19 protein-coding genes and 1 tRNA gene are annotated in these 24,486 nt (G+C 57.9%); 10 read left to right on the top strand and 10 right to left on the bottom strand.

Annotated elements, in window-relative coordinates:
- Positions 1-89 precede the first annotated feature (89 nt).
- Positions 90-1,907, bottom strand: coding sequence for a sulfatase-like hydrolase/transferase (locus EC9_RS12635; RefSeq protein WP_145345681.1), 1,818 nt, complete (start codon positions 1,905-1,907; stop codon positions 90-92).
- A gap of 382 nt (positions 1,908-2,289) precedes the next feature.
- Here EC9_RS12635 and EC9_RS12630 point away from each other — a divergent pair, with 382 nt between their 5' ends.
- The 6 genes from EC9_RS12630 to EC9_RS12605 all read left to right on the top strand — a co-directional run bounded on the left by EC9_RS12630 (position 2,290) and on the right by EC9_RS12605 (position 10,380).
- On the top strand, positions 2,290-3,858 hold the full coding sequence (locus EC9_RS12630; protein WP_145345679.1) for a sulfatase: 1,569 nt from the start codon (positions 2,290-2,292) through the stop codon (positions 3,856-3,858).
- Positions 3,859-4,041: 183 nt separating this feature from the next.
- Positions 4,042-4,605 carry an ECF-type sigma factor gene (locus tag EC9_RS12625; protein WP_145345677.1) on the top strand — a complete coding sequence of 188 codons (564 nt, stop codon included), beginning with the start codon at positions 4,042-4,044 and terminating at the stop codon, positions 4,603-4,605.
- A gap of 62 nt (positions 4,606-4,667) precedes the next feature.
- On the top strand, positions 4,668-7,013 hold the full coding sequence (locus tag EC9_RS12620) for a serine/threonine-protein kinase (protein ID WP_145345675.1): 2,346 nt from the start codon (positions 4,668-4,670) through the stop codon (positions 7,011-7,013).
- Between the two features lie 115 nt (positions 7,014-7,128).
- Positions 7,129-7,851, top strand: coding sequence for a CYTH domain-containing protein (locus tag EC9_RS12615; protein WP_145345673.1), 723 nt, complete (start codon positions 7,129-7,131; stop codon positions 7,849-7,851).
- Positions 7,836-8,531 carry a DUF4956 domain-containing protein gene (locus EC9_RS12610; protein ID WP_145345672.1) on the top strand — a complete coding sequence of 232 codons (696 nt, stop codon included), beginning with the start codon at positions 7,836-7,838 and terminating at the stop codon, positions 8,529-8,531. Before EC9_RS12615 ends, EC9_RS12610 begins: the two co-directional genes overlap by 16 nt.
- A 46-nt stretch (positions 8,532-8,577) precedes the next feature.
- The gene (locus tag EC9_RS12605) at positions 8,578-10,380 is read left to right on the top strand and encodes a CotH kinase family protein (RefSeq protein ID WP_145345670.1); all 1,803 of its coding nucleotides are present in this window, start codon (positions 8,578-8,580) and stop codon (positions 10,378-10,380) included.
- A gap of 88 nt (positions 10,381-10,468) precedes the next feature.
- On the opposite strand, the gene EC9_RS12600 is transcribed toward EC9_RS12605, so the two are convergent.
- From EC9_RS12600 to EC9_RS12585, 4 genes are all read right to left on the bottom strand, one after another.
- On the bottom strand, positions 10,469-11,212 hold the full coding sequence (locus tag EC9_RS12600; RefSeq protein WP_145345668.1) for a phytanoyl-CoA dioxygenase family protein: 744 nt from the start codon (positions 11,210-11,212) through the stop codon (positions 10,469-10,471).
- The gene (locus tag EC9_RS12595; protein ID WP_218934771.1) at positions 11,205-11,600 is read right to left on the bottom strand and encodes a DUF4345 family protein; all 396 of its coding nucleotides are present in this window, start codon (positions 11,598-11,600) and stop codon (positions 11,205-11,207) included. Before EC9_RS12595 ends, EC9_RS12600 begins: the two co-directional genes overlap by 8 nt.
- Positions 11,601-11,811: 211 nt before the next feature.
- Entirely contained in the window at positions 11,812-12,231 is a 420-nt protein-coding gene (locus tag EC9_RS12590; protein WP_246106100.1) for a protein-tyrosine phosphatase family protein, read from the bottom strand.
- 204 nt (positions 12,232-12,435) lie between these two features.
- Entirely contained in the window at positions 12,436-13,158 is a 723-nt protein-coding gene (locus tag EC9_RS12585; protein ID WP_145345664.1) for an NAD(P)-dependent oxidoreductase, read from the bottom strand.
- A 749-nt stretch (positions 13,159-13,907) separates the two neighbouring features.
- Between EC9_RS12585 and EC9_RS12580 the strand changes: the two genes are divergently transcribed.
- The 4 genes from EC9_RS12580 (at position 13,908) to EC9_RS12565 (ending at position 17,119) form a co-directional block, all read left to right on the top strand.
- A complete protein-coding gene (locus EC9_RS12580; protein WP_145345662.1) occupies positions 13,908-14,597 on the top strand; it encodes a response regulator transcription factor in 690 nt (229 codons plus the stop codon).
- Entirely contained in the window at positions 14,594-16,042 is a 1,449-nt protein-coding gene (locus EC9_RS12575) for a sensor histidine kinase (RefSeq protein WP_145345660.1), read from the top strand. Before EC9_RS12580 ends, EC9_RS12575 begins: the two co-directional genes overlap by 4 nt.
- A gap of 220 nt (positions 16,043-16,262) precedes the next feature.
- Positions 16,263-16,514, top strand: a complete 252-nt coding sequence (locus EC9_RS12570; protein WP_145345658.1) for a hypothetical protein — start codon at positions 16,263-16,265, stop codon at positions 16,512-16,514.
- Positions 16,515-16,654: 140 nt separating this feature from the next.
- On the top strand, positions 16,655-17,119 hold the full coding sequence (locus EC9_RS12565; RefSeq protein WP_145345656.1) for a PepSY domain-containing protein: 465 nt from the start codon (positions 16,655-16,657) through the stop codon (positions 17,117-17,119).
- Positions 17,120-18,676: 1,557 nt separating this feature from the next.
- Here the strand turns inward: EC9_RS12565 and EC9_RS12560 are convergent.
- The 5 genes from EC9_RS12560 to EC9_RS12540 all read right to left on the bottom strand — a co-directional run bounded on the left by EC9_RS12560 (position 18,677) and on the right by EC9_RS12540 (position 24,461).
- A tRNA-Lys gene (locus tag EC9_RS12560) sits at positions 18,677-18,749 on the bottom strand.
- A gap of 565 nt (positions 18,750-19,314) precedes the next feature.
- Positions 19,315-20,646, bottom strand: coding sequence for an outer membrane protein assembly factor BamB family protein (locus tag EC9_RS12555; protein WP_145345654.1), 1,332 nt, complete (start codon positions 20,644-20,646; stop codon positions 19,315-19,317).
- A 121-nt stretch (positions 20,647-20,767) separates the two neighbouring features.
- Entirely contained in the window at positions 20,768-21,724 is a 957-nt protein-coding gene (locus EC9_RS12550) for a proline racemase family protein (RefSeq protein ID WP_145345652.1), read from the bottom strand.
- Entirely contained in the window at positions 21,721-22,674 is a 954-nt protein-coding gene (locus EC9_RS12545) for a dihydrodipicolinate synthase family protein (RefSeq protein WP_145345650.1), read from the bottom strand. The genes EC9_RS12550 and EC9_RS12545 overlap by 4 nt, the downstream gene beginning before the upstream one ends.
- Positions 22,675-22,811: 137 nt before the next feature.
- A complete protein-coding gene (locus EC9_RS12540) occupies positions 22,812-24,461 on the bottom strand; it encodes an alkaline phosphatase (RefSeq protein WP_145345648.1) in 1,650 nt (549 codons plus the stop codon).
- Between the last annotated feature and the right edge of the window lie 25 nt (positions 24,462-24,486).

Genomic DNA, 24,486 nt, shown 5'->3' with positions numbered 1-24,486 from the left:
TGGTCTGATGCATGCAAGAGGACTCGTAGCCTCGTCCACAACGTTTCGTTGAACTGTATTGCGGTTAAACGAGTGTCACATCGAACTGGCTACTCTTTGCCGCTACCGTCGGATGCCTTTCTTATGTAAACGTAAAAGGCTCCGTTGAGAACCTTGTCGTCGCCGTCCAACAGCGCGGTCGTCAGCGTAGTCGCTTCTCCGGCTGGGACCTCCATCTCGAAGACAACAGCATCATCTTGCGGCTTGATTGCTTTGGTCGCTTCGCCAACACCTGCGAGTGCGACGCGAGCCTTTGTTGCCGCAATCACCTTTCCTGCCCCGGTGGAGCTTTTACCGGCGATCGCACCGCCGTCTTCGCGGGGCCAGCGGCGAAGCTCAATTTGGTAGCGACCGGCGGAATCAAAACGGATCGAATGAGTGCCTGTTCCGACGACACCTTGCAGGATGTGACTCTGGTTCCACGGCGTCATCGACTTGCCGATCCAACTGTGCGCATACAGCGTCAATTCCGGTTCCCTACGATCGTCGACGACAAACGGCGGGAACGCTTCCCACCCTGCGGAAATGTCATCCCACCAAGCGTCGTAGCTTTCCACCAATGAAGCGACAGTGGAATCGTGACCCGCGATGATGTTGTCGTTGGTGTCGCGGTCGACAAGGAAGTCGTACAGCTCCTGTTTCGAAGTCGGTTTGCTTTGGATGAGCCGCCACTTGTGCGTGATCTTGCCGTCCTGAACTTCATCGCGCAAAACGCACGCCCGCCGCCACTTCATCAGGTCGGCTTCACGCTGCGTGTCGATGATCAGCGTCCGTTGTTGCGGCATGTAGTCGTCGCCGAGCAGCATCTCCTTGAGGCTGATGCCGTGCAGAGGCAGCCCACCGTCGGGACGCTTCAATCCCCATAGATCCATGAAGGTTGGCAACAGATCCATTCCGGCGGTCAACGACGCCACATCGTGAGCCGCTTCGGGCGAACCGCCGATGCCGCCGTTCTTCCACCGCCAAAAGCACGGCACGTTATGCCCTCCGTCGTAGTGGCTCCCCTTGCGGTCGCGCAGGCCGCCCAGTCGCCGCCCCGTGGTTCCGTTGTCGGTACTGAAGATCACCAGCACGTCGTCCTGGATCCCTTCGGCGGCGAGGAACTCGTCCAGTTGGCCCATATTTTCGTCGACGTTTTCGATCAGGCCATCGAATCCTTTCTTGAAGCCATGAGGGGCGTTGAAAGGTCCGTGGGCCGCGTTGGTCGGCAGGTAGCAGAAGAACGGCTTGCCGTCAGCAACCGACTGTTTGATGAATTCCTTTGAGCGATCGAACCAAAGGTCGGTGCAAAATTTGTCGGCTTCAAACGTCTGACCGTTCTCCCAATAGACGTCGGCCGCGGTTGGATTGCCATCGAAGTCGACGTCGCTGTAGTAGTCGTTCATCCAATAGTCGGGCCCCTGGCCGACGCCGCCACCACCATGGACCACCGCGAGGTCAAACCCGCGGAACCGCGGCGAATAGGGATAGCCGTCGCCGAGATGCCACTTTCCGAAGATCGCCGTCGCCCAGCCGTTGGCTCGAAAGACCTCGGCCATCGTCTGTTCGTTCTCGCGCAGCAGTTCGCGTCCGGCGATCGTATGCCAGACACCACCGGCATTGATCGCGCGGCCGGTCATGATCGAAGCACGTGACGGGGCGCAGGTGCTGCCGACATGAAAATCGGTCAGCCGAAGACTCTCCTTGTACAGTGAGTCGATGTTCGGCGTCTCGAGATCGCTTGGATACAGCACGTCGATATCGCCGTACCCGATGTCATCGACCAGCACAAAGACGATCCCTTTGGGTGTCGGGACCACTTCTGCGTGAACCGGCGACACCGCTAGCGTCAACGCGATCGTGGCACAACAAGTCAGTAGATAGTTCATTGGGGTGACTCCAGAATGCTGCGGCACCGTCGCGGTCGGCAACGGTGCGGTGAATCTCGTATTTGGGGCACGACATCGTACCACGGATGCTGTCAGAACGAGGCGAACAACCGTCGGCCGGCCGCTGCGAACGCCTTCGAGTCTGTACACTTTTTGTAACCCGACGGGTGAGCGAGTGAGAGTGCCGATCGCTTGCTGACACGTCGCGTTTCGATTTCCAAGGACGATCCAGTTTGAACACAAAATAGCCCTGCACTGTGCCGATCGTGGGCGTGCACAGAAAGCCTGGACGCTGTAGACTACGGTGCCCTAGTCCACGTTAGGACCTCTTTGTTGCCACTTATCTTCCCGCCCAGCGGGTCTGCACGCAAGGATTTTTCTGATGCGCATCGTTCTGATTCTGGCTGCTCTTTTGTTTTCAACGCTCGCGAGCACGGTGGCAACCGCAGCGGACTCCGCCTCACCGCCCAACGTGTTGTTCATATCGATCGATGATTTGAACGATTGGACCGGAGCGATGGGAGGCAACGTGCAAGCGAAGACGCCCAACCTGGACAAGTTATGCGAGCAGGGGATCCTGTTCACCAATGCGCATTGTTCCCAGCCCGTCTGTACAGCTTCACGAAATTCGGTTTTGAGTGGTCTGCACCCCAGTACAACCGGTTGGTATAGCTCCACAGCGGCCATGCGTCGGACTTACGACCAGGTGATGGGGCAACACAAGATGCTACCGCAGCATTTTAAGGACAACGGCTATGAGACGCTTGCGGTCGGCAAGGTGTTTCATCAAGGCGTCTCGGATTACCGCGAGCGGACCGATGACTTTTGGAACGTCACCGGCCCAAACTACAAGATCTCCAAGAAATTGCGAGCTCGCGGCGAGGGGTACGGCGGAACGAAGTTTTATCCCTTTCCAAAAAACGGCAGCCAGATCATCGATCGTTACGGCAAGAAGTATGCCGACGGTAACTCCCTTTGCTACGGAGCCTTGGATCGCGATGACATGCCCGGTGGGAAGATGTACGACGAACTGATCGCCGAGTGGGCCGTCGACCAATTGCAGCAAAAGCACGACAAGCCCTTCTTCATGGCGGTTGGGTTTGTTCGCCCCCACGTTCCCTACACGGCTCCCAAAGAGTTCTTCGATCTGTACGATCTCGACGAGATCGTCGTCCCGGACGTTCCCGACGATGAGATGGCGGACATCCCGATGATGGGCAAATCGATCGCCTTCGGGACGCTGCGTTCGGGAGATCACCACGCGGTTGTGAACCTAAGCGACACCTATTGGCGCGAATTGGTTTACGGATATTTAGCCTGCGTGTCGTTTGTCGACGCCCAAGCGGGCAAGGTGTTGGATGCGTTGGCGAATAGCCCGTATGCCGACAACACGATCGTTGTGTTGTGGTCCGACCACGGCCAACATCTCGGCGAAAAGAAACACTGGCGAAAGCAAGCTCTATGGGAAGAGGCGACTCGTGTGCCGCTGGCCTTCAAAGTTCCCGGCGTCTCGAAACCTGCGACACAATCCGCCGAAGCGGTCAGTCTGTTGGATCTCTACCCGACGCTTGTCGACGTCTGTGGACTGCCCGCTGCGACGGCGTTGGACGGAGAGAGCCTGCTGCCGTTGATTCGCGATCCGAGTCAAACGCGAGAGAACCCCGTTCTCATCAATTGGTATTACGGGAACTACGCGGTTCGCAGCGACGACTGGCGGTACATCCGTTATCGTGACGGCAGCGAAGAACTTTACGATCATCTCAGCGATGCCGCCGAACGGACGAACCTGATCGGAAAAGAAGGCTTCGCGGAGATCATCGACCAGCACCGCCGCTGGATTCCCAAGGAAGACAAACTCCCCGCCGGCAGCGACACCTGGAAAGGGGACGCTTTGGATCGGCGGATCGAAAAATGGCGAGCCGATGATTCCGTCCCCGACTGGCTGAAATAGCGAATCAATTGTTGCCGCTGCCTCCATGCTGTGGGGGCAGCATCAGCTACGGCTGCCTCGGCCCGCCCACGCTGGCAGGACATGCGGTACGACTTGCACAATGCTTGGTACCGTCGGCGGAATCGCGTCGTTCCAGCCCCTGCCAACGTATGGCGATCTTTTGCGATCGGTTACGATGGAGGAATGAACAGCGACGTCACGAACATTCTCGAAGCGATCGACAACGGGGATCAGCAGGCTGCGGAGCAGTTGTTGCCGATCGTCTATCAGGAACTGCGTCGCTTGGCTGCCAGCCGGATGACTCGCGAGAAGGCGGGGCACACGCTGCAACCGACAGCCCTGGTCCACGAAGCGTTCATGCGGCTAGTCGGCGGAACCGACCGGCAGAAATGGAATGGCCGGGAACACTTCTTTGCCGCCGCTGCAGAATCGATGCGGCGGATCCTTATCGAAAGCGCTCGCCGACGGAACGCGGAGAAACGTGGTGGCGGGATGGTGCGGGCGGACCTTGGCGAGAACGACGCCGCGGTTTGCCCTCAGGACGACGAGACGCTGCTGGCTCTCAACGAAGCATTGATCAAGCTGCAGGATCACGATGCTCGGTTGGCCAAGTTGGTCGAGCTGCGTTATTTCACGGGGATGACGATCGACGAAACCGCCGTCGTGCTAGGCGTTTCGTCGCGGACCGTCAAGCGAAACTGGACCTACGCCCGAGCTTGGCTTCGCAATCAAATGGACGGCGAATAACAACGCGAAGATTTGCGGGGATTTTCTGTCCCTTTGCGATCGGGTTTGACGCAATACAAGTTATGCCCAATCCCAGTCAACAAACGATCTTCCTGGAAGCGCTCGATCGCGAGGAACCCGATCAGCGAGCCGCCTACCTGCGCGACGCGTGCGGCGACGATGCGCAGCTGCGGTCCGAGGTCGAAGCGTTGCTGGCGGCGCATGATCGTCCCGGCAACGCCTTGGATCGTCCGCCTCTTTCGCCTGTGCAGATGGACGAAACACTCGACGCCCCCGCCGTTCAAAGCTCCAGCCACATCGGGGCGACGATCGGTCCCTACCGCTTGATGGAACAGATCGGCGAAGGAGGATTTGGCCTCGTCTTTGTCGCTCAGCAAGAAAAGCCGGTCCGCCGCAAGGTCGCCCTGAAGATCATCAAACCGGGGATGGCGTCCCAGCAGATCCTGGCTCGGTTCGACGCCGAACGGCAAGCCGTAGCGATCATGGACCATCCCAATATCGCAAGGGTCTTCGACGCGGGAGTGACCGACGACGCCCGTCCCTACTTTGTGATGGAACTTGTCAAAGGGCTGCCGATCACGAAGTTCTGCGACCAACATGCGATGCCGCTGCGGCAGCGATTGGAACTGTTTCGCGACGTCTGTGCCGCCACCCAGCACGCGCACCAAAAGGGAGTCATCCACCGCGACATAAAGCCGTCCAACGTGATGGTCACGATGCACGACGACAAGCCGGTGGTGAAGGTGATCGATTTCGGCGTCGCCAAAGCGATCGGCCAAAACCTGACCGACCAGACGATCTATACGCAGTTCTACGCGATGATCGGTACGCCGCTGTACATGAGCCCCGAACAGGCGGCGATGAGCGGTTTGGACGTCGATACACGCAGCGACATCTATTCGCTGGGTGTGCTGTTGTATGAACTTCTGACGGGGACGACGCCATTCGATCGGAACCGCCTGGAAACGGCGGGATACGATGAGATGCGGCGAATCATTCGCGAAGAACAGCCGCCGCGGCCGAGCATCCGACTGACAACGATTAAAGCGGCCGACACCAACACCACCGTCCAACCTCGAACGCACGTCGAACTGACGGTGGCGAAACAGCGTGAAGCGATCCCAACCGACTTGGACTGGATCGTAATGAAAGCTGTCGAGAAGGATCGCACTCGCCGCTACGAATCTTCGTCGGCGATGAGCGATGACTTACGGCGGTTTCTCGAATCGGTGCCGATCGAAGCTCGGCCGCCGTCGAAAGCGTATCGGCTGCGCAAGTTCGCCGCGCGGAATCGGGCCGCCTTGCTGACCGCTACCCTCGTCGCCACCGCCCTGTTGTTGGGGACGGCGGGCAGTTTGTACCAAGCGTCACGAGCCGTTGCCGAACGGGACGAAAAGGAATCGGCACTTCGCGACGCCATCGAAGCACGCAAAGAAGTCGAACAGTTCGCCGACAATCTGAAGAACGCCAATCAGTTGGTCAGCGAGGCGATTGCCAACGAAAACGCGGAAGAGTTTGCGGCCGCGAACGCGAAGTTCAACGAAGCGGTCGACCTGATTCCGAACTACTATCTGGTTTGGTTCCAACGCGCGATGATGCGAGCTCGGTTGAGTTTATGGGACGAAGCAGCCGAAGATTTCTCCAAAGCGATGCGGTTGGAAGCTCCTCTTGCCAGCCGGCAGTGGGAAGGGGCCGCCGCACTCTTTTATGTGACCGGCCGCTCGGATGACTACCGTGAAATCTATTCGCGATTGATGAAGCAGGCGGCAGACGATACGCGACCGCTGACGTTTAATACGCTGCGATCGTGCTTGATCGATCCGCTTAATGCAACCGATGCGAAGCGTTTGGCTGACGATAGCGAAACGCTACTGGACGAATCGGAAGCGAACGGTTTTGGCGGCCCCGGCTTCGGTCCTCCGGAACCTGGCGGCCGACGCCCCGATGGTCCCCAGCGCGACGGCCCGCGACCTGGCGGGCCTCGCGGTCCCGATGACGGTCCAGGGAGGCCGATGTTTGCTCCGCGTAGCGTCCTTCAATACATCGCGGGTTGGGCAAGATTGCGCGCCGGCCAGCCAAGGCAGGCGTTGCGTTGGTTGGAGCTGGCGTCGCATTCGCGGGGCCCCAGCGGCACGATGGTCCATTCGCTGCGCGCGATGGCGTATCACCAGTTGGGTGACGACGCACAAGCCGAAACCGAACTCGCGTTGGCCGACGATGCGTTGCGAACGATGACCGGCAACGTGGTCGATCGATCGGGCAACACCGGTCCGTGGATCGACTTCGTCGAAATGGTGATCCTGCATCGCGAGGCGACGGAAATGCTGACCGGTGCAACGCCCGAGATCGATCCTCAATTCGAGGCGTTTCAGCAACGCGGCCGCAGATCGCTTGGGCTCGCCGACTAATTCAATCGATTTCTTCGATTCCTTGGCCCACTGCCGCAATTCGATACGCACTACATGTTGAAAGGGTGATCCGTCACCGCCGCTTCAACCGCGTTCGTCATTGCGAGTCATTCGTTTGAAATACAGCCCCCGTTCGGAATACACGTTTCTCTTGACCGATGCCGTGGTCGAAGCCGTACTGACAGCGGTTCGCCGCGACGGCGGTCCGCTTTCGACAGTCGATTGCCTCGAGGATCGCTATTACGTCGGCAAGCCTTCGAAGAGACCATCATCTAAATCGCGACAGTACCGCATCCGACGTTTTGGCTGTTGCGGAGCAGTCGCATTGGAGTGCAAGCGTTGGAAGGATGATCTCGCCTCGCTTCGCCAAACGCACGTCGATGCCAACGACTTGCCGCGGCTCGATTCGGTGAACGTCGACAAAAAGTGGCCCGGCAAATGGTTCCACAAAGAAATTGTCAAAAAGCAATTGAGTGCGTGCTTGAACGTTGGCTTCGAGCGTACCGTCTTGTTCCCTGAAGCATCCGACAACTGCCGATTGACTTTGGATCGAAACATCCGTCTTAAAACGCCAACATCCTACGACACGCTCGCCAACAGCGACCAAGACGCCGGCTTTGTTTCGCTTCAATCAAACTTCTTGCGGATGAAATTCGCCGACGCGCTGCCGCTGCGTTTTAAGCGACTGCTTTATAAATTCCAGTTGTTGCCGGTTCAACCGACGACCTTGATGACGCTGGCCCAACAGCGGCTCGCGTCAACCGAAGCGAATTCCGTTGCATCCCCAAACCAAGTCGGCACACTCAACAAGGAAACCATCCAATGCCAACTTGGCTAACCCTATCGGTCGATCCCTCCCAATTGCTTGGCACGCCAAACGATAGCAGTGCATTGCAGATGGCGTTGCGTCTGGGGACCGCCTTCCTGTGCGGATGCGCGATCGCCGCGATCTACTGGGCCGTCCGGCCGCGAGAAAAGTTCCTGCCGACCTTCCCGCCGACTTTGGTGCTGCTATCGATCCTGTGTGCGATGCTGCCACTGGTGATCGGGCAGAACGTCGCGTGGGCCTTCGGACTGGTTGGGGCTCTGTCGATCGTCCGCTTCCGCACCGTCGTCGACGATACGTACGACATCACGTTTGTGATCTTTGCAGTCCTGGTAGGGATGGCTGTCGGCGCCGATCAGATCACTGTCGCGTTAGTAGGTATCAGCGTGATGGGATTGGCCGCAGCTTTGGTCCGCCCCCGCGGTGGCAATAGCGGTCCAGTCACGCCCCAGGACACCAGGCTCGAGATTCGGTTGGCGGTCGGACGCGATCCACAACTGTTGTTCCACGAGGTCTTTGACGCCCTGATGAGCAAGGTCGAGTTCACCTCCGGATCGACAAGCAAACAGGGAGCGTCGCTCGATCTGCAGTACCGAGTTCGCCTCCGTCCCGACATCGATCCGGTCGAAGTCCTCAACCGCCTGAACCTTCTCGAAGGAGTCCAGAGTGTCGATCTTCGCCCGGCTCGCTAATTAGCTTCCCATCACTCTTCAACCAATGAACACCACAGGTGCCAACATGAAAAAAAACGTTCGTTCGCTACTGTTTCTGGTCCCGTTGGGAGCGATTGCCGCCGGCATCGTCTACGCCCAACGCCCCGGCATGTTTGGCTTTGGACCAGGCGGTCCCGGCGGGCCTGGAGGCCCCAACCGCGAAGAGCGAAAGATTGTGAAGCAATACGATGTCGACGGCAACGGATGGCTTAACGCCGATGAACGCCAAGTCGCTCGCAAAGCGATTGCGTCGGATGCCGCGACGGAAGGCGAGCGACGAGGCCGTGGTGGTCCTGGAGGCCCGGGGGGCAGAGGTCGCGGTCCCGGTGGGCAATCCGAACCGGGAACCCCAGGTACGAAGGTGGAGGTTGCCGATGTCGCCGTCTATCCCGACAAGCCGCTCTACGATCCCAGCGTCCTGCGAACGGTCTTCCTGGAATTTGAAAACGACGAGTGGGAAACGGAGCTAGAAGAATTCCACGGCACCGATGTCGACGTTCCTGCGACGATGATCGTCGACGGGAAGACATACGAAGGTGTCGGCGTACACTTTCGAGGTGCCTCTTCGTTCGGGCATGTTCCGCGTGGATCCAAGCGTTCGTTCAACGTTTCATTGGATACGATCGACGAGGACCAGCGAATCGGCGGCTACAAGACGTTGAATTTGCTCAACTGTCACGGCGATCCTTCGATGATGAGTAGCGTTGTCTACTCGCAGATAGTTCGCAAATACATTCCGGCGCCCAAAGCGAACTTTGTCCACGTGGTCGTTAATGGGGAGAGCTGGGGGCTGTACAACAGCGTGCAACAGTTCGACAAGACGTTTCTGAAGGAGAACTACGACGGGTCGAAGGGAACCCGCTGGAAGGTTCCCGGCAACCCAGGCGCCGATGGCGGGTTGCGTTACCTGGGAGACGACTTGGCCGAGTACAAGGCGCGGTTCGAGATGAAGTCCAACGATGGCGAGAAGGAATGGCAGGCGCTGATCGAATTGTGCAAGACGCTGAACGAAACGCCGCCGGAACAATTGGTCGCCGCACTGGAACCGATCCTCGACATCGATGAGACGCTAAAATTCCTGGCTCTGGACGTCGTGCTCCTCAACGGCGACGGATACTGGACGCGCGCCAGCGATTACAACCTGTTCCGCGGCAAGGATGGGAAATTCCACATCATCCCGCACGACATGAACGAAGGGTTCGGATTGGCGGGGCACGGCGGTCCACGACCGGGACGTGACGGTCGCGACGGCCCCGGACGCGGACCAGGACGCGGCGAGCAGTTCGGCCGCGGTGGACCTCCAGAATTTGGTCCCGGTCGCGAATTTGAGCCCGGCCGCCGCGGAGGCCCCGAGGGGCGTGGTGGATTTGGAGGGCCCGACGGTTTTGCAGGCCCCGGCGGACCTGAAGGTTTTGGTGGCCCCGGCGGTCCCGGTGGCTTTGGCGGGCCCGGTGGAGGTATGGGACGTGGACCTGGAGGACGTGGACCGCGCGGCGGTGGTGTCGACACCAATCCCTTGATCGGACTCGACAGCGATCGGATGCCACTGCGCAGCCGACTGCTAGCGGTCCCCGAACTGCGAACGCGTTACATGCAATACGTGCGTGAGATCGCCGCAGATTCGGTCGCTTGGGATCAACTGGGGCCGATGGTTGAAGAGTATCGAAATCTCATCGATCCGTTGGTCAAAGCCGACACGCGGAAGCTCTCACCCTACGAAGCGTTCCAGAACGCAACAACCAGCGACGCCCCCAAAGCGGACCAACCGATGTCGCTGCGCAAGTTCGCCGAGGAGCGGTCGAAGTTCTTGCTTTCGTACGAACGTTGATTCTGCAGAACCGATCGTGAAGTCGCTCCGAATCGAGAGCGACTTCACCATTCCTCAACCGCAGCGTAGCGAACAATGCCGTTACCAATTACTCGTAGCGATTGCTGCCTTCAGCGTCAGGAGCGACAAAATCATGCCACTCCATTCGATCGAGCAGCGACGGCGAGGGAGCGAATTCCAGATGCAAAATCCGCCGATGGCGCCGTGTGCCGGGTGTGGAGGCACCGCTGCTGTGACAGATCAACGGCCGCATCGCCAAGACATCGCCGGCCGCAGCGTGGATGTCGACCGCGGTTTCGATCGATTCGCCGTTTGTGTCGCTCGACCGGTGCGAGCCGGGGATGACGCGCAGCGGTCCATTTTCGGCGGTTACTTCGTCCAGATGAATCCGAAGCGTCAACAGCTGTTTCAGAACGTCATCGCAAGCGATCACATGAGGCACACCCGCCTTGACTGTCGGCCGCGAGAAGGATGCCGAAGTGATCGTGTTCTCTTTGACAGCGATCGACATATCTTTATGCCACGCCAGTCCCCAAGTTCGATCGGGCGGTTTGTCGAAGAACAACGCCCGGACGAGACCGAATTCAGCTCCCAGTTGCTGGCGTAGAAACGACAGCAACACTTCGCATTGCCAAACGGTTGTCACCTCGGGGATCGAGTCGATCAGGTTCCGCGCCGCGTAGACATGGCCACGACTGGAGCGGGCTCGCACACTCTTCGTTTCGTCCTCAAACGCTGTCCCGCAGACGGTCAGCAAGCGTGCGATCGACGCCTGGCAAACCGCCTGACGCAACATGCAAAATCCGTCCCGCCGGAGATCCCATTCATCCATCGCTATTTCCTCGCGACACCATCGCACATCCGACAAAACAAAGCACCGCCGCGATGGCTTCCATAACGGCAAACCCCGCGTGCAAGCCGAAGAATCCGTCTGCCATCATGCCAATGCAACGCCCGGTTGCCGATCCGGCAAGCGGCAAGCCACCGATCAACAGCGCAGCAAACAAATCGCCGCGGCGCCACAGCAAAAACATTACCGCGCCGATGCCAAACTCGATCCCGCCGTAGAAAGCTCGTATTTCGGTCGCCATCTGCGGCGTTCGCTCTGTGATTCCAAAGCCTTCTAGCAACGCGTTGGGCATCACGGTCAACCAAATCGCGAAGCCCACGAAGGCAGCGGCTGTGATCAGAATCACGACGGTCGGAAAGCGATTGGACATTGGCTGCGGTCCGTGAGGCATTGTTAGAGAATCAATTGAATAATCATCGCTTCGTCCGCCGATCGCGGACTCACCCGGTCCATGATAAGACAAACGCTTCTTGGCTGGCATTTTCAGGAGCTTTCCAGCTTGCCCGCTGGACGTCGGCTTGTCGAAGTTGGGTCAACAATTCGAGAACGTGCTCAGGCGCCGCAAGGCCATGACGCAGAAGCTAACAACAGACAGTCGTTCCGGTCCGTCCCATCCCTCCGAAACAATGAACGTAGACGGGACGATCGGCAGCGAGCGACAGGTCGATCGCATCGAGGATCGAACGCATGCGGTCGACCGAAGTGGTGCCACCGTCGGGAATCGGGAACCGCAGATGAGCAAATTGATCGCCGACGAGTTCTCGCAACCCATCGTCGTAGCGAACAAATGGTTTGCCGGCATTGTTCGTTTCCCCTTCCTCCTGCAGATTGATGAAGGTACGCATCCCTGCACCGAACAGAGACTGAAGCCGCTGTTGGTGTTGGCTGGCTTCGGGACGCCCTGGATAGGCGCCGGCCAAAAATAGACCATCTAAAACCCAATACGTCCGCTGACATGGAGTGGGCTGGATCGGACGCGCGAGTATCGATGGGATATTCATCTGGCAAGCTTTTGATCACGAGTTCGAATGGCAAGTCTCAAGAATCCAAAGTATATGGCATCCGATGAGCGGAGATGCATCCCGCTCGGTTTGCCATTCCCGTAACTGCTAGCATTTCTGCCGCTGCAAATGGACCGTGGGGAAATTGCGAACCCCTAATGACTTTGGAATGCCAGGCTCCCTGCGTTCGCATGTCGTGGGGCGTTATTGCTGATTGTAGATGACGGGCATCTCCCCTTTCCATCGATTCCATGTCGCTTGATCCGATATCAGTTCCGCCATAAAGTGAGCCACATTGATGCGGCTGGTTTTACCGGCGTTGAAGATGGCGCTACGCGTTGGCGAAACGTGCGGTTGGTATTCGGAAACCTCGGCTTCGTTGATGAGCGTATCGGGGCGAACGACCGACCATTGCAGCGATGCGTTGTTTTGACCGATCGCCGTGCGGAGATGCTCGGCGGCCAATTCGTTGTCGCGATGGGGAGGCACAGCCCGTCGCAGCAGCGCCATCACGCACTGCTCAGCAAATGAAATGGATTCGTTAAGATCGCGGTTGCAATTGCCCGCGGTGTTCATAAGAACAAATTTGACCGGTTTGTCGGACCCGTTTTTGCTGGCGGCGTGACACAATCGCTGCACCGCTTGAGTTACCAGACGCCGCGGGTGGCCAAAGACGCCCTTGAGTGTCAGATTGTGTCCGAGGCAGGAGGCGATTGCGTCGCAACCGTCGACGTACTGGGCAATTTCGCCGTCCGTTGCATCGGCGATACTTGCTTCGACTACCGACAGCAGTGGATGCTCTAAGAGCGTCGCTGGGATTTTGTCGCACGACCGCACGACTGCTCGTACGCGCTCCCCTCGATGCAACAATTGTTCGACGAGAAGTTTACCGGTTGCTCCGCTTGCTCCAACCACAAGAGTCGTCATCGATGGTTCTTCCAATAGACTGAGTTAACGTATTCGGGGCTGCAAGCCAGGAAATCAATTCTTAAGTCGCATTGCGCGGCGATTGTTGTTTTTGCCAACTCTCTTCCGTCGCTGAGCGTCACTCGGGAGCGCGCGCATGCGTTTGTTTCCCGAGAACAAAGCAAACCCGAAACATGATGCCAATCTGCAGCCTCAGAAACGATGCCTGTACCAAATTGACCTCCCGATCTGCGGTAACAGCGGCGGATCTACTGCGCGATAGTTTCCAGGACCGGCATCTTAACGCATACGCTTTAAACGTCGAGGTGATAGTTTTTCTCGAGGATAAACCAATCTTTAGAACGGGCTCAACCAGCCATTAACGCGCGGTGCGATACTCCTTGCATAGGTTTTGATGCTTTTCAACTTTGCTGGAGAAAGATGATGGACAGTCTTGTTACGATCGTACATATTTCCGCTGTGGTGACTGCTACGATAATACTGGGAGCGTGTTTGGTCGGATGGACTCGCACGCAATTGGAGATCCGATGCGAGCGTCGTCGTCCGGAGGCCAGGCGAAACCTTCAGGCAACGATGAGCGGAAATTGATTGCTCCCGGGGTTCGTTCGGAACGGAAACAACGTCTCCATCCAAGTCGCTCAACATAAAGAATTTTTTATCGACGGCTCATTGGCGGTTCACTCGGGCTAGCCATAATGCAGGTGCCGCCCGCTTCCAATCGTTAGCCGCCTCCGCCGAGAATCGTTTGAATGAGTGTTCGTATCCTAGTCGTTGAAGATGATCCCGGGATATCGGATTTCCTGGTCCGCGGTCTGAATGAAGAGGGGTATACGGCGGAGTTGGCTCAAGAGGGACGGCACGCTTGGCTGCGATTGCAGTCGGAAACTTGGGATCTTGTCATCCTCGATTGGTGGTTGCCTGGTGAAGACGGCATTCAAATCCTCCAGCGTTTCCGCCAGAAGAACCGGACAACACCCGTACTGTTTTTGACAGCTCGCGATGGGGTAAACGAGCGAGTTACGGGGTTGGACGCCGGGGCGGATGATTACCTGACGAAACCGTTTGCGTTTGAGGAACTTCTGGCGCGCGTTAGAGCATTGTTGCGAAGGCCCAGCCAATCCGACAGCGTCTATCTCGAGTACCGCGACATTCGCATCGATCTAGCTCAGCAACGCGCCACGCGCGCCGAGGTGCCGCTCGATCTGACCGCCAAAGAGTTTTCGTTGCTGTCGATGTTCTTGCGACATCCAGGACGGGTACTTTCGCGCACGCGGATTTACGAAACGGTTTGGGACGAAAACTTTGACGGTCTTTCGAACACCCTCGAGGTCCATATCAAAGACCTACGACGCAAACTGGAAACGCTGGGCCCACGCGTCATCCAAACACGCCGTGGCCAAGGCTATATCCTGGAATCGCAAGACGCGGGTCACGGATGAAGCTGACGACACGCGTTTCCGCCTATTTTCTCGTGACGCTTGCGATTGCTTTGGCGATCTATTCGCTGGTCTTTTATTCCGTATCGCGGCGGCAAATCGAGTCGCAATTCGAAGGCGAACTGCAAGGGGTACTCAACTCATTTGTCGCCGTCGCGGAGATCGAGGATACGGAGGTCAAATGGCAACCTTTGGAACATTCGGTCTCCTTCGGTTCGCTCGACGAATTTGGCGAAGTCCACTGGATCGTCATCGGTGACAAGAATCGCGTTGTCGAAAAGTCTCGCAATGCGGATCGCGCGATGACATCGCTGGCGCTACAGTTGGCCGCTGGCAATGCATCCAACGGCGCGATGCTGGCCCAGATCGAACCAAAACGCCAACAGCGGGTTCTGTATCATCGCTTGACCGCCCCTCATCCTCTTGCCCTGAACCGAGAACTGGATGAGTTTGACGAGTTGATGGTAGTGGTCGGTCGTTCGACAGGCAAACGCGATGCCATCGTTTCGCGGTTGACGCTGCTGGTAACACTGCTGCCACTGGCCGCTTGGTGCGTCGCCGCGGGACTGGGGCGTTGGATCGTCCGACATGCACTCCGCCCCGTTTCCGCGATGGCGGATCAAGCTCAGTCGATCGCGGGCTCCGATTTCCAGACGCGTCTGATCGTGCAAGATACTGGGGACGAGCTCTCGGAGCTGGGGACGACCTTCAACCATTTGCTCGACCGCCAGCAGGCAGCCTTTGAGCAGCAAAGTCGCTTTGCGGGAGATGCCGCTCACGAACTACGGTCTCCCATCACCGTCTTGCTTGGACAGATCGACGTCACGCTGCGGCGCCCCCGATCGGTCGACGAATATAAGTCGACACTCGAACTGCTGCGCACCAAGACGCTTTCGCTTCAGGAAATCGTTGAAGCCTTGTTGTATCTCGCTCGCAGTGACGGGGACACCAACTCGCCAACGATGCAGCCGATCGAGTTTACGACCTGGTTGAACGAGTATGCCTCAAGCTGGAGCAGCTTGCCGCGCGCTGCGGATCTACGCCTGGAGAATCGCGTAGAACAGTCGGTCTCGGTGAGAGCGACGTCGACGCTGTTGGCGCGGATCGTCGAGAACCTCGTATCCAACGCGATAAAGTACAGCTCGCCCGGAAGCCCGATCGAAGTGCAGGCAAGTAACGACGCAAATCATGTGGTCCTTCGTGTCACCGACGCTGGTTGTGGGATCTCCGAATCGGATCAGCAACATCTGTTTGATCCCTTCTTTCGCTCCAGCGACGCGCGAAGCAAAGGGATCTCTGGTAACGGTCTCGGATTGGCGATTGCCAGCCGTATCGCCACGACACTTGGCGGTACGTTGCAGGTGGAGAGTACACTTGGCCATGGCAGCTGCTTTACGGTGCGTCTACCGATCGATTTGAATCGCGAGTCGTCGACTCATCCGGTTTAGGCACCGATTGAGCACACGCCCAACCGGTATTTGCTGCCCCCGCCACGATCTCCTCGGTTGCAAAACAAAAGTTGCGCCCACCTAAACTCGAATTCATATTCAGTTCATCGTCGTCTTAGGCCGCCTGGCGATACTTCCTTCAGACATCGACATGTTGCCGATGCCGCGAACTGACGCACGACCTCAGTTCGAATCTGGTTCGCTCCCGAAGGAAAAAATCATGCGACGTCTCCTGAATTCGTTTTTGCAATCCCTGTGTGCTGCACCACGCGATCCTCGCACGATGGATCCATTGGCGATGACACTTCACGATGTCGTACGCCTGGTGGATCAAGAGCGTCGCGAGGCAAAGCTGCAGCCAGCTCCCATCCCCCGCGCCCAGCGAGTGCTGCCAAAGAGCCAGGTTTTGAACGTCGCGAAAGCCGGTGTCCTAAGTCCACTGCGGCATCTCGCCCCCAAGGCAACCGCGTGATGAAGGGAACTTTAGGTTCAATTCACGGTGCACTTATCTACCGCGACTAATATTCGCAACATGGTCATCGACCTGTCCAGCGATTCCGCGATTCGGTTCCCTGCGACTTAAAGCAACCTCATCCACTGAAGTAGAAAGCAATGAAAGCGTTGATTCTGTTTGCGATCCCCGGCATCTTGGCACTGATTCCAATTCAATTTACCGACGCCCAGTCGAACGGCGGTAGCCGGATGCCTCTGATTGAGATCGTTCGACAATTGGAAGCGGACGGGTACAAGCCTTTCAGCGAGATCTCGATGGATGATGGTAACTGGGAAGTCGAAGTCCGCCAGAACGATGTTGCTTATGAGCTGATAGTCGACAGCTTCACCGGAAAAATTCTATCCCAACACCGCGACGATCCCGACGACCACCCCGCCAAAGATGCGCTGCCGCTGTCGGAAGTCTTGAAATCGCTCGCCGAAAATGACGGCTACAGCGGCATCGATGAGGTCTCTTTCGAACGGCGTTATTGGGAAGTCGAAGCATTCAAGAACCGCCAAAAGCGAGAGCTGCACGTCGATCCCAGGACCGCAAAAATCATCGCCGATCGAATCGACGATTGATTCAAACAGCGGTCGACGTGTGGCAAGTAGGGCGTAGGCGTTTCGGGGACGATAGCAAGTAATTGCCTTCAATACGTCTCAGTAGCTGTCTCGCCCTCAGCACTCCGAAGGGCTAACAACCCGCCGAGCTAATTATCAAATTGCCAGGCCTTCAGCCCGACGATCCCGGAAGGGTTGCAAGATGGTAGCCGGAGGCCATCGCGCAGCAGCGCACCTCCGGAATTCGGCGTCCCAAACTCGCGCGATGATCCCGAAGGGATCGCAGATCGATGTGCGTCCCCGTTGGCGGCGGTGCTTTGCTGGCGGTTTGGCTCCGGTGGTATTTGCTGCGACAAACCACCGGCTACTGTCACCTCCGCTCGCGGTACCTGCTCAATAGCACATCCCCCATCTCGCCCATTTTTTCCTCTCGACGTGCTTCATTCCACGGCAAAAGGCAACCGAGGTCGAAACCTGATTGGACAGGGCGCGTGGGCTGAAAATTGTCGACTTTTACCCCAATATCAAGGTAATAGCCGACGCCCCCCAAACACCTACGATAGTGGAGACTGCTCGGTTCATATTGATCAGGTGGAGTTCAGTGGTTTAAGAACCCAGAACACTGATCTGCACAAATCGTCGCTAATCGGAGCCGAGCAGACGATGTGCGAGGGCACAAGCAGTCGAAATGTTTGAGCGAGTACCGTTTTGAATTAGCGTCGATCAGCGAAGATCAGCGGTTTAAGAAACCAGAACACTGATCTGCTCTAATCGTCGCTAATCGGAGCCGAGCAGACGATGTGCGAGGGCACAAGCAGTCGAAATGTTTGAGCGAGTACCGTTTGAATTAGCGTCGATCAGTGAAGATCAGCGTTTCAAAAAACAGAACACTGATCCGCTCTAATCGTCGCTAATCGGGTTCGAGCAGACAATGTGCGAAGGAATAAGGAGTCGGAAAGGTTGGGCGAGTACCGTTTGAATTAGCGTCGATCAGCGAAGATCAGTGGTTTAAGAAACCAGAAAACTGATCCGCTCTAATCGTCGCTAATTGGAGCCGAGCAGACGGTGTGCGAAGGAATAAGGAGTCGAAGGGTTTGAGCGAGTACCGTTTTGAATTAGCGTCGATCAGCGAAGATCAGCGGTTCAAAAACGAGAACACTGATCTGCTCTAATCGTCGTTAATCGGAGCCGAGCAGTCGATGTGCGGGGGCACAAGCAGTCGAAGGGTTTGGGCGAGTACCGTTTGTGGCGATTGGGGACACGCTTAAAAATGACGGGACGGCGATTGGGGACAGGCATCAAATGCTCGAGACACTGCATGTCGGAACTTGCCTGCCCTTTTGGGCTCGTGAATCACGCGGTAGGCCGGCGGCCCTGCGATTTTGGCGTCGGATTGCGGCGTCCTCAGCCAGAGTATGCTGATTGCTTGGCCTTGGGGCTGACGATCCCGATCCGATGGAAGAGACGCAATGCAGTTGCTTCAGGATGCGACTTGCCAATGACGCCCGCTTCTGCGCATTAAAAAACCAGCGTTTCGAGGCTTCGATAGCCGGAAAACGCTGGTGAAGATAGGCAAAATGCCCCCACTAGGACTCGAACCTAGGACCCTACGATTAAAAGTCGTATGCTCTGCCGACTGAGCTATAGGGGCTGCCAGAAGCTGTCATTGAGGCGACGTTTAAGACGCGACAGCTTCGGGAACGGTATCTTCTACAAATTGTCGATTTTGTTAAAGGGGGTGGGCGGTTTTTCCGGCAGATGATTTCAAATTGATCGGCTGGAAACCGTTATCACCCGAACAGACGGGGTGATTTGCCAACTTGCCCCCATGAAGGAGAGCGGACGACGCGATTGGTGATCAAAAAAAACACGGCGGAACGCAACTTTTGCGTTCCGCCGTGGCGTTTAATCACCCAAGGATGGAACATCGACGGGCCCCACACCCGAATCCGTTCCAGTTTCCGCGTCAGAAAGGCATCCTACCTTTCGTCCGGCTTGTGAGATATCGGCGCGCCAACTTCCGTTGTGCAAACTTTAAATGGGCATTCTTTACGAAGCCCCGAAATAGATGCCGTGTTGCACGCGTTGATAGCGATTCAACGGTTGTACCGCTTAAAACCACCCGATTCGGTGACGCGGCAACAACCGCTTCGCCGCTCGTCATCGCAAACCGAAAAACTCGATCATCTCGATTCAGCCTGCTCGAACCAGCTGGCCTACAATCGCTTGGGCCCGATCGCCGTCAGCCGGTTCTCCGACCGCAACAACAGATAGCCTTGCGTGTAAGCTGGCGTCGCTTGCACGTTGCCATGCAGGTCAGCCGTGCCAAGCTTCTCAAAATTCTTGCCCGCTCGCAAAACCGTCGCTTTGCCGTCCATATCGATCGTCAACAGTTTGTCGCCGACCACGATCGGAGAGGACGAGATCGTCCCGCCGATGCGACGCGTCCAATGCGGTTCGCCACTGTTCACATCGATGCACGTTGCTACGCCGTTGTCACCACAAAGAAACGCCATGTCGCCAACGACCACCGAAGTGGGAACATACGGAGCGCCCCGCTCCACCCGATAGGCTTCGGTCGGTTCTTCGCCAGGTCGCACGGCGACCAGGTGATTGCCGCCGCCACCGCTGCCAGCGCTGCCAAGCACAAGATCTCCCGCTACCACCGGACTGCTGCAGCAACGCGAGCGGAAGACTTTCATATTCCAGAGCATTTTGCCCGTCTTCGGATCAAGTCCGAACAAGCCGTTGCCGGTGTTGGCGTCGACCAATTGAGCCGCCCCGCCCGCAGGTTGATAGACACACGGAGTGCCATAGCAGACGTTCGTCGTCTCCAGCGGCGTCTCCCAAACCATCTGGCCCGTCTGCCGGTTCAGAGCGACCATCTTGCTCTCCCCCGCCGTCTCCCCGGGCTTCAGTTGTCTGGCTTGCTGCGAATCGAAGACGATAACAAAGTCTTCGTACAGCATCGGCGAGGTCGCAAACCCATGCTGACTCTGCCAACGCCCCAGGTCTCGCTGCCAAACCAACTCTCCTTCGTGCGTTAGACAACTGACCGTCGTATGCTGCGGCTCGGACCAGGCAACGTAGACAAACTTTTCATCGCAGCAGGGCGTGCTGGCCGCAAACCGATTCCGCTTGTGCAAATGATGCGGCACCGAATCGAAAGTGTTGTCCCACAGCTGCTTTCCGCTGCTCAGCTGATATGCCAGCACATGCCGAACCGCCGTCTTGGGATCGGCGGCCAGCAGAAAGACCTTGTCGCCCCAAGCGACAGGCGAACTGATCCCGCCGCCGGGCAGCTCCGCCGACCAAGCCTCGTCATCGGCAGTCCAGGAATCGGGGATCTTGCCATCGGCGATGTAGCCGGAACCGTTGGGGCCGTGAAATCGCGTCCAGTCCTGGGCGTTGGAATCGGAGCTGGCCCAGAATGCGAAGACCAAACTGGAAACAATGAGACAAAGACGTGAGGACGAACGGATCATCAGAACCTCGGCGGCAGCAGCGGCGGAAAGCGTGTAGGTAGGCAATTTGGAGGGATAGAACAACGGGGGCGTATTGTATCGCAATTCACCCCAAACGTGGCGTCAAATTCTGGCGGCCGTCAATTTCTCGAAGATCCCGTTTCCAATCCCCACCACAGCCCGTCTGCCGACAGTTTGCGGGCGATTAAGCCGTCGCGATTCCGTAGGGAAACGGATCGCCCGGCTGAGCGATAAACCGCGTCTCGCCGTAGACATAAGCTTCGCCAACGATCCGCGGAACGATGCGGTTGTCGTCGGCGGAGCGGTACGATGCGGTGAAGCGGCTGCCGATGATGCTCTCCTGAATCCACGGCACCTCGGGAGCCAGTTTCCCATCGGCCGCCAAGCAGGCGAGTTTCGCACTCGTTCCCGTTCCGCAAGGCGATCGATCGTAGGCACCGCCGGGGCATAAGACAAAGTTGCGGCTGTGGGCGTCCGAAACCGACGGCGGCCCGAACAGTTCGATGTGGTCGATCTCCGCTCCGTCAGCTCCGGTAATATTCGCCGCCACCAAGGCCTTGCGAATCCGTAGCGCGATGTCCGACAAGCGATCGATGTTTTCAGCCACCACCGGTAGCGGCGACGATTCGACAAGATAGAACCAGTTGCCGCCCCAGGCGATGTCGCCGCGGACGGTTCCGATCCCCGGGACTTCGACCGAGACCGATTTGCGCAAACGGTAGCTGGGAACGTTTTCGATCGCGACGCGGTTGGGACTGATCAATTCGACGGCGACGATTCCGACTGGCGTCTCTAACAAATGCCGCCCCGGCGCGATCCGGCCCATGAACGCCAGCGTCGCCACGACACCGATCGCCCCGTGGCCACACATCCCCAGATAGCCGCGGTTGTTGAAGAAGATCACGGCCGCAGCACAACCGGGATCGCTCGGTTCGCACAACAACGCTCCGACCATCGCGTCGAAGCCACGCGGTTCGGCCAACATCATCGTCCGAAAATGATCGGCTTCGCGACGAAAGCGTTCCACTCGCTGCGGCAACGGCCCGCCGCCAAGATCAGGTCCTCCCTCGACGACCAAACGCGTCGGTTCGCCACCGGTATGCGAGTCGATCACTCGGATCGCAGCAGCGTCAACGTTCATTGTTTCGCGCCGGGCCAGTTGTTCCACCAGCTCTTAAACAGCGTCCACTGTTCATGGATCAACGCGCGTTGGCTGTCGCTGAGCGCGTCGTGCGAATTGAAATGATGTTCGTATTCCGAATCACCTTCCAGCACCATCAGATATTTGTAGTACAGAACCAGATCGGGGCCTTCGTCGAACTTCGACAGCACCGCCATCGCGCCGTCCAGTTCCAGTGCCAATCGCCGCGCGTCGACATCTCCCGCCGCGGCAGCGCGGCAGAGTTCGATCAATCGCAGCACCTGTTTCGGCAGCGCGTTGCCGACGCCGGTGATCGCCCCGACGGCACCGCAGCGAACAAATCCGTGGAAGACCTGCGTGTCGACGCCGACCATCAAGGCCAGTTCGGGATTGCCGCTGGTGATATGCTCGGCGGCGTAGCTGAGCGATTCGGCGCCACCAAACTCCTTGAACCCGACGAGGTTAGGGTGCTCGCGACGGAGTTCGAAAAACAAATCGGCTCGCGTCTGGAACCCGTAATACGGACTGTTATAGATCACCGCAGGCAACCGATCGGCCGCGCGAAGGATGTCGGTAAAGTGATGCCTCTGAGCCGCCGCGGAATTGCCTCGCGATAAGACGCGTGGGATCAGCATCAATCCAGCCGCACCAACCTCTTGGGCATGGGCGGCGTGCGCGGCGGCGAGCTTGGGATTTTGAGCACCGGTGCCGACGACGACGGGAACGCCCGCTTCGGTCAGCCGACGGACGCCTTCCTGACGCTGCTGATCGGTCAGCAGAGGCCAATCGCCCATCGATCCGCAGTAGACGACCGCACACATTCCCGCGTCGATCAATTGCTGCCCCTTGCGGACCAAGGCGTCAAAGTCGGGATTGCCCACGGAATCGCAGGTCGTCATCAGGGCGGGCATGCAGCCACAAAATAGATCTCGACCAGGCTTCACTGTCATCTCTCCCAAAGGGCTCTTTCTCTTCGTGCCGAGCGCCGCGACGCTCGAGCTAATGAAGCCGATGATTGTAACCCGAGCGATCCGCGTCGACCGTAAGACACGCCGCTGATCCCAACAAAGTTTTCAGCGATTCCTCGCTACGGCGTTGGAGCTGTTTTCGCCAACGCTTCGGGCTGCGTCAACTGAAAATAGTGTCCGTGGTCGGAGGTTAAGAACAGAGCGGTGTCTTCCCATCCGCCGTTCTCTTCGATCCACTTGACCACGCCTTCGAAGGCATCGTCGCCGCTGTGGACCGCGCCGATCGCGTTGTCGATGTTGTTGGAGTGGCTGGCCCAGTCGACGTCTCCCGATTCAACCATCAACCACCAGCGGTCGCTGCGCGAATCGAGCACTTCCATCGCGGCAACGGCCATCTGCCGCAGGTTGATGTTTTCGCTCACGTCCGCTTCGCTGTAGGCCTCCGCTTTTTGGACCTTGCTGCCACCGATGCTGGCGACCGGATCGTACTTTCCATCGGCGGTCTGATACGGAAGATGGCCTCCGCCGACGCCGAAATAGCCGAACAGTCGGTTCTTATCGGCGATCGCGTTTGCAACGGCAGCCGACAAAACCTCGGTCCCCTCGGAGCCCGGGGTTCGCTGAGCGATCACGTATTTACCGCCGTTGGCAACATCGATCGCCTTCAGGTCCTCTTCGGTCAGGTATTTGTTCCCCGGGACGAAGTTCTTTCCCTGGCCACCATCTTTCTCGGTGTCGATCCCCCAACCGCATCCAATCAAAACGTCCAGCCCTGGAAGGCCGCCGGGATGATAGATCGATGGACGGCCGATCTGATCGCGGGTGATGTCTTGGTAGTCGTTGCGATGGACGTTGTTAGCGTAAGCACATGCGGGTGTCGCATGGCTGATCGGAACGCTGGTCACGACGCCAACGGCAAAGCCATCCTCTTGCAAGGTTCGCGCGATCGGCAGGACTTCGCGCCCCATCGCATCGACATTCACCGAATTGTTGTAGGTCTTGATGCCGGCGGTCAGCGAAGTCGCCGAAGAAGCCGAATCGGTGTAGGCGTGCGGTTGCTCTTTGCTCTTGCCGATCGGATATTCGGCATCGGTGATCGGTTTCCAAGGTGCATCGCCGCAGCGTTGGAAGTCGTAACCGCCTCGCAGTTTCCCACCGGGATTGGTCACCCGCTGCTTGTCGACGCTCACCGAAGTGCCGTCGTTGTGCGGGCTGGTTACGAAATAGCCGTAATCGGTTTTCGCACCGCGGTAGTCGAGAAACGCCAGCCCCTCGCCTCGCCCCTCGCTGTAGGCAACTTTGCCAAGCTTTGCGATCGCGGCGGCGCGCGTCGTGTGCCAATCCATCCCATCGAAGACGAACAAGATCACCCGTTTCTTCCCGGCGTCGACAGCCGCTTGCTGCAATCGGTAGACGTCGGTTTGGTCGAAGTATTCCGCCTCGGGATTCAGCGTCCCTTCGGGAACCTGTCCATACAATCGCTCGATCGCCGCTTCGTCGCGGTAGACGCTCTTCGCTCCCGAGACCGACTTCATATCCATGCCAAACGAATAGACCGGGATCAGCCGGTTGCTGTGACTCCGCCAGCTGGAATAGCTGTCCGGATCGGGGCCCCAATGTCCCCAATCGGCAGCCCGTGCTTCAACCGCTGCCGCTTGCAAGGCAGCGATCGGATCGGGCGTTTGAGCGGTCGCCGACCGCACTGCCAGCGGAAGAGCCAGGAGACAAGCGAGTTCTAGAAACAAAATGCGATGGAATCGGTTGGGCATGGTGGGATCGTCGGCGGTGGGGAAG

This window comes from Rosistilla ulvae (assembly GCF_007741475.1).
Lineage (GTDB): Bacteria > Planctomycetota > Planctomycetia > Pirellulales > Pirellulaceae > Rosistilla > Rosistilla ulvae.
Note: the sequence above shows the minus strand (reverse complement) of the source record. Positions and strands in the feature narration are given on the sequence as shown.

Bases quoted from the DNA above. Each gene is read 5' to 3' on its own strand.
- EC9_RS12565 (WP_145345656.1), top strand. From the start codon at position 16,655: ATGAAAGCGTTGATTCTGTTTGCGATCCCCGGCATCTTGGCACTGATT.
- EC9_RS12580 (WP_145345662.1), top strand. From the start codon at position 13,908: ATGAGTGTTCGTATCCTAGTCGTTGAAGATGATCCCGGGATATCGGAT.
- EC9_RS12570 (WP_145345658.1), top strand. From the start codon at position 16,263: ATGCGACGTCTCCTGAATTCGTTTTTGCAATCCCTGTGTGCTGCACCA.
- EC9_RS12590 (WP_246106100.1), bottom strand. From the start codon at position 12,231: ATGAATATCCCATCGATACTCGCGCGTCCGATCCAGCCCACTCCATGT.
- EC9_RS12540 (WP_145345648.1), bottom strand. From the start codon at position 24,461: ATGCCCAACCGATTCCATCGCATTTTGTTTCTAGAACTCGCTTGTCTC.
- EC9_RS12550 (WP_145345652.1), bottom strand. From the start codon at position 21,724: ATGAACGTTGACGCTGCTGCGATCCGAGTGATCGACTCGCATACCGGT.
- EC9_RS12575 (WP_145345660.1), top strand. From the start codon at position 14,594: ATGAAGCTGACGACACGCGTTTCCGCCTATTTTCTCGTGACGCTTGCG.
- EC9_RS12610 (WP_145345672.1), top strand. From the start codon at position 7,836: ATGCCAACTTGGCTAACCCTATCGGTCGATCCCTCCCAATTGCTTGGC.
- EC9_RS12605 (WP_145345670.1), top strand. From the start codon at position 8,578: ATGAAAAAAAACGTTCGTTCGCTACTGTTTCTGGTCCCGTTGGGAGCG.
- EC9_RS12630 (WP_145345679.1), top strand. From the start codon at position 2,290: ATGCGCATCGTTCTGATTCTGGCTGCTCTTTTGTTTTCAACGCTCGCG.
- EC9_RS12545 (WP_145345650.1), bottom strand. From the start codon at position 22,674: ATGACAGTGAAGCCTGGTCGAGATCTATTTTGTGGCTGCATGCCCGCC.
- EC9_RS12625 (WP_145345677.1), top strand. From the start codon at position 4,042: ATGAACAGCGACGTCACGAACATTCTCGAAGCGATCGACAACGGGGAT.
- EC9_RS12635 (WP_145345681.1), bottom strand. From the start codon at position 1,907: ATGAACTATCTACTGACTTGTTGTGCCACGATCGCGTTGACGCTAGCG.
- EC9_RS12585 (WP_145345664.1), bottom strand. From the start codon at position 13,158: ATGACGACTCTTGTGGTTGGAGCAAGCGGAGCAACCGGTAAACTTCTC.
- EC9_RS12600 (WP_145345668.1), bottom strand. From the start codon at position 11,212: ATGGATGAATGGGATCTCCGGCGGGACGGATTTTGCATGTTGCGTCAG.
- EC9_RS12595 (WP_218934771.1), bottom strand. From the start codon at position 11,600: ATGTCCAATCGCTTTCCGACCGTCGTGATTCTGATCACAGCCGCTGCC.
- EC9_RS12620 (WP_145345675.1), top strand. From the start codon at position 4,668: ATGCCCAATCCCAGTCAACAAACGATCTTCCTGGAAGCGCTCGATCGC.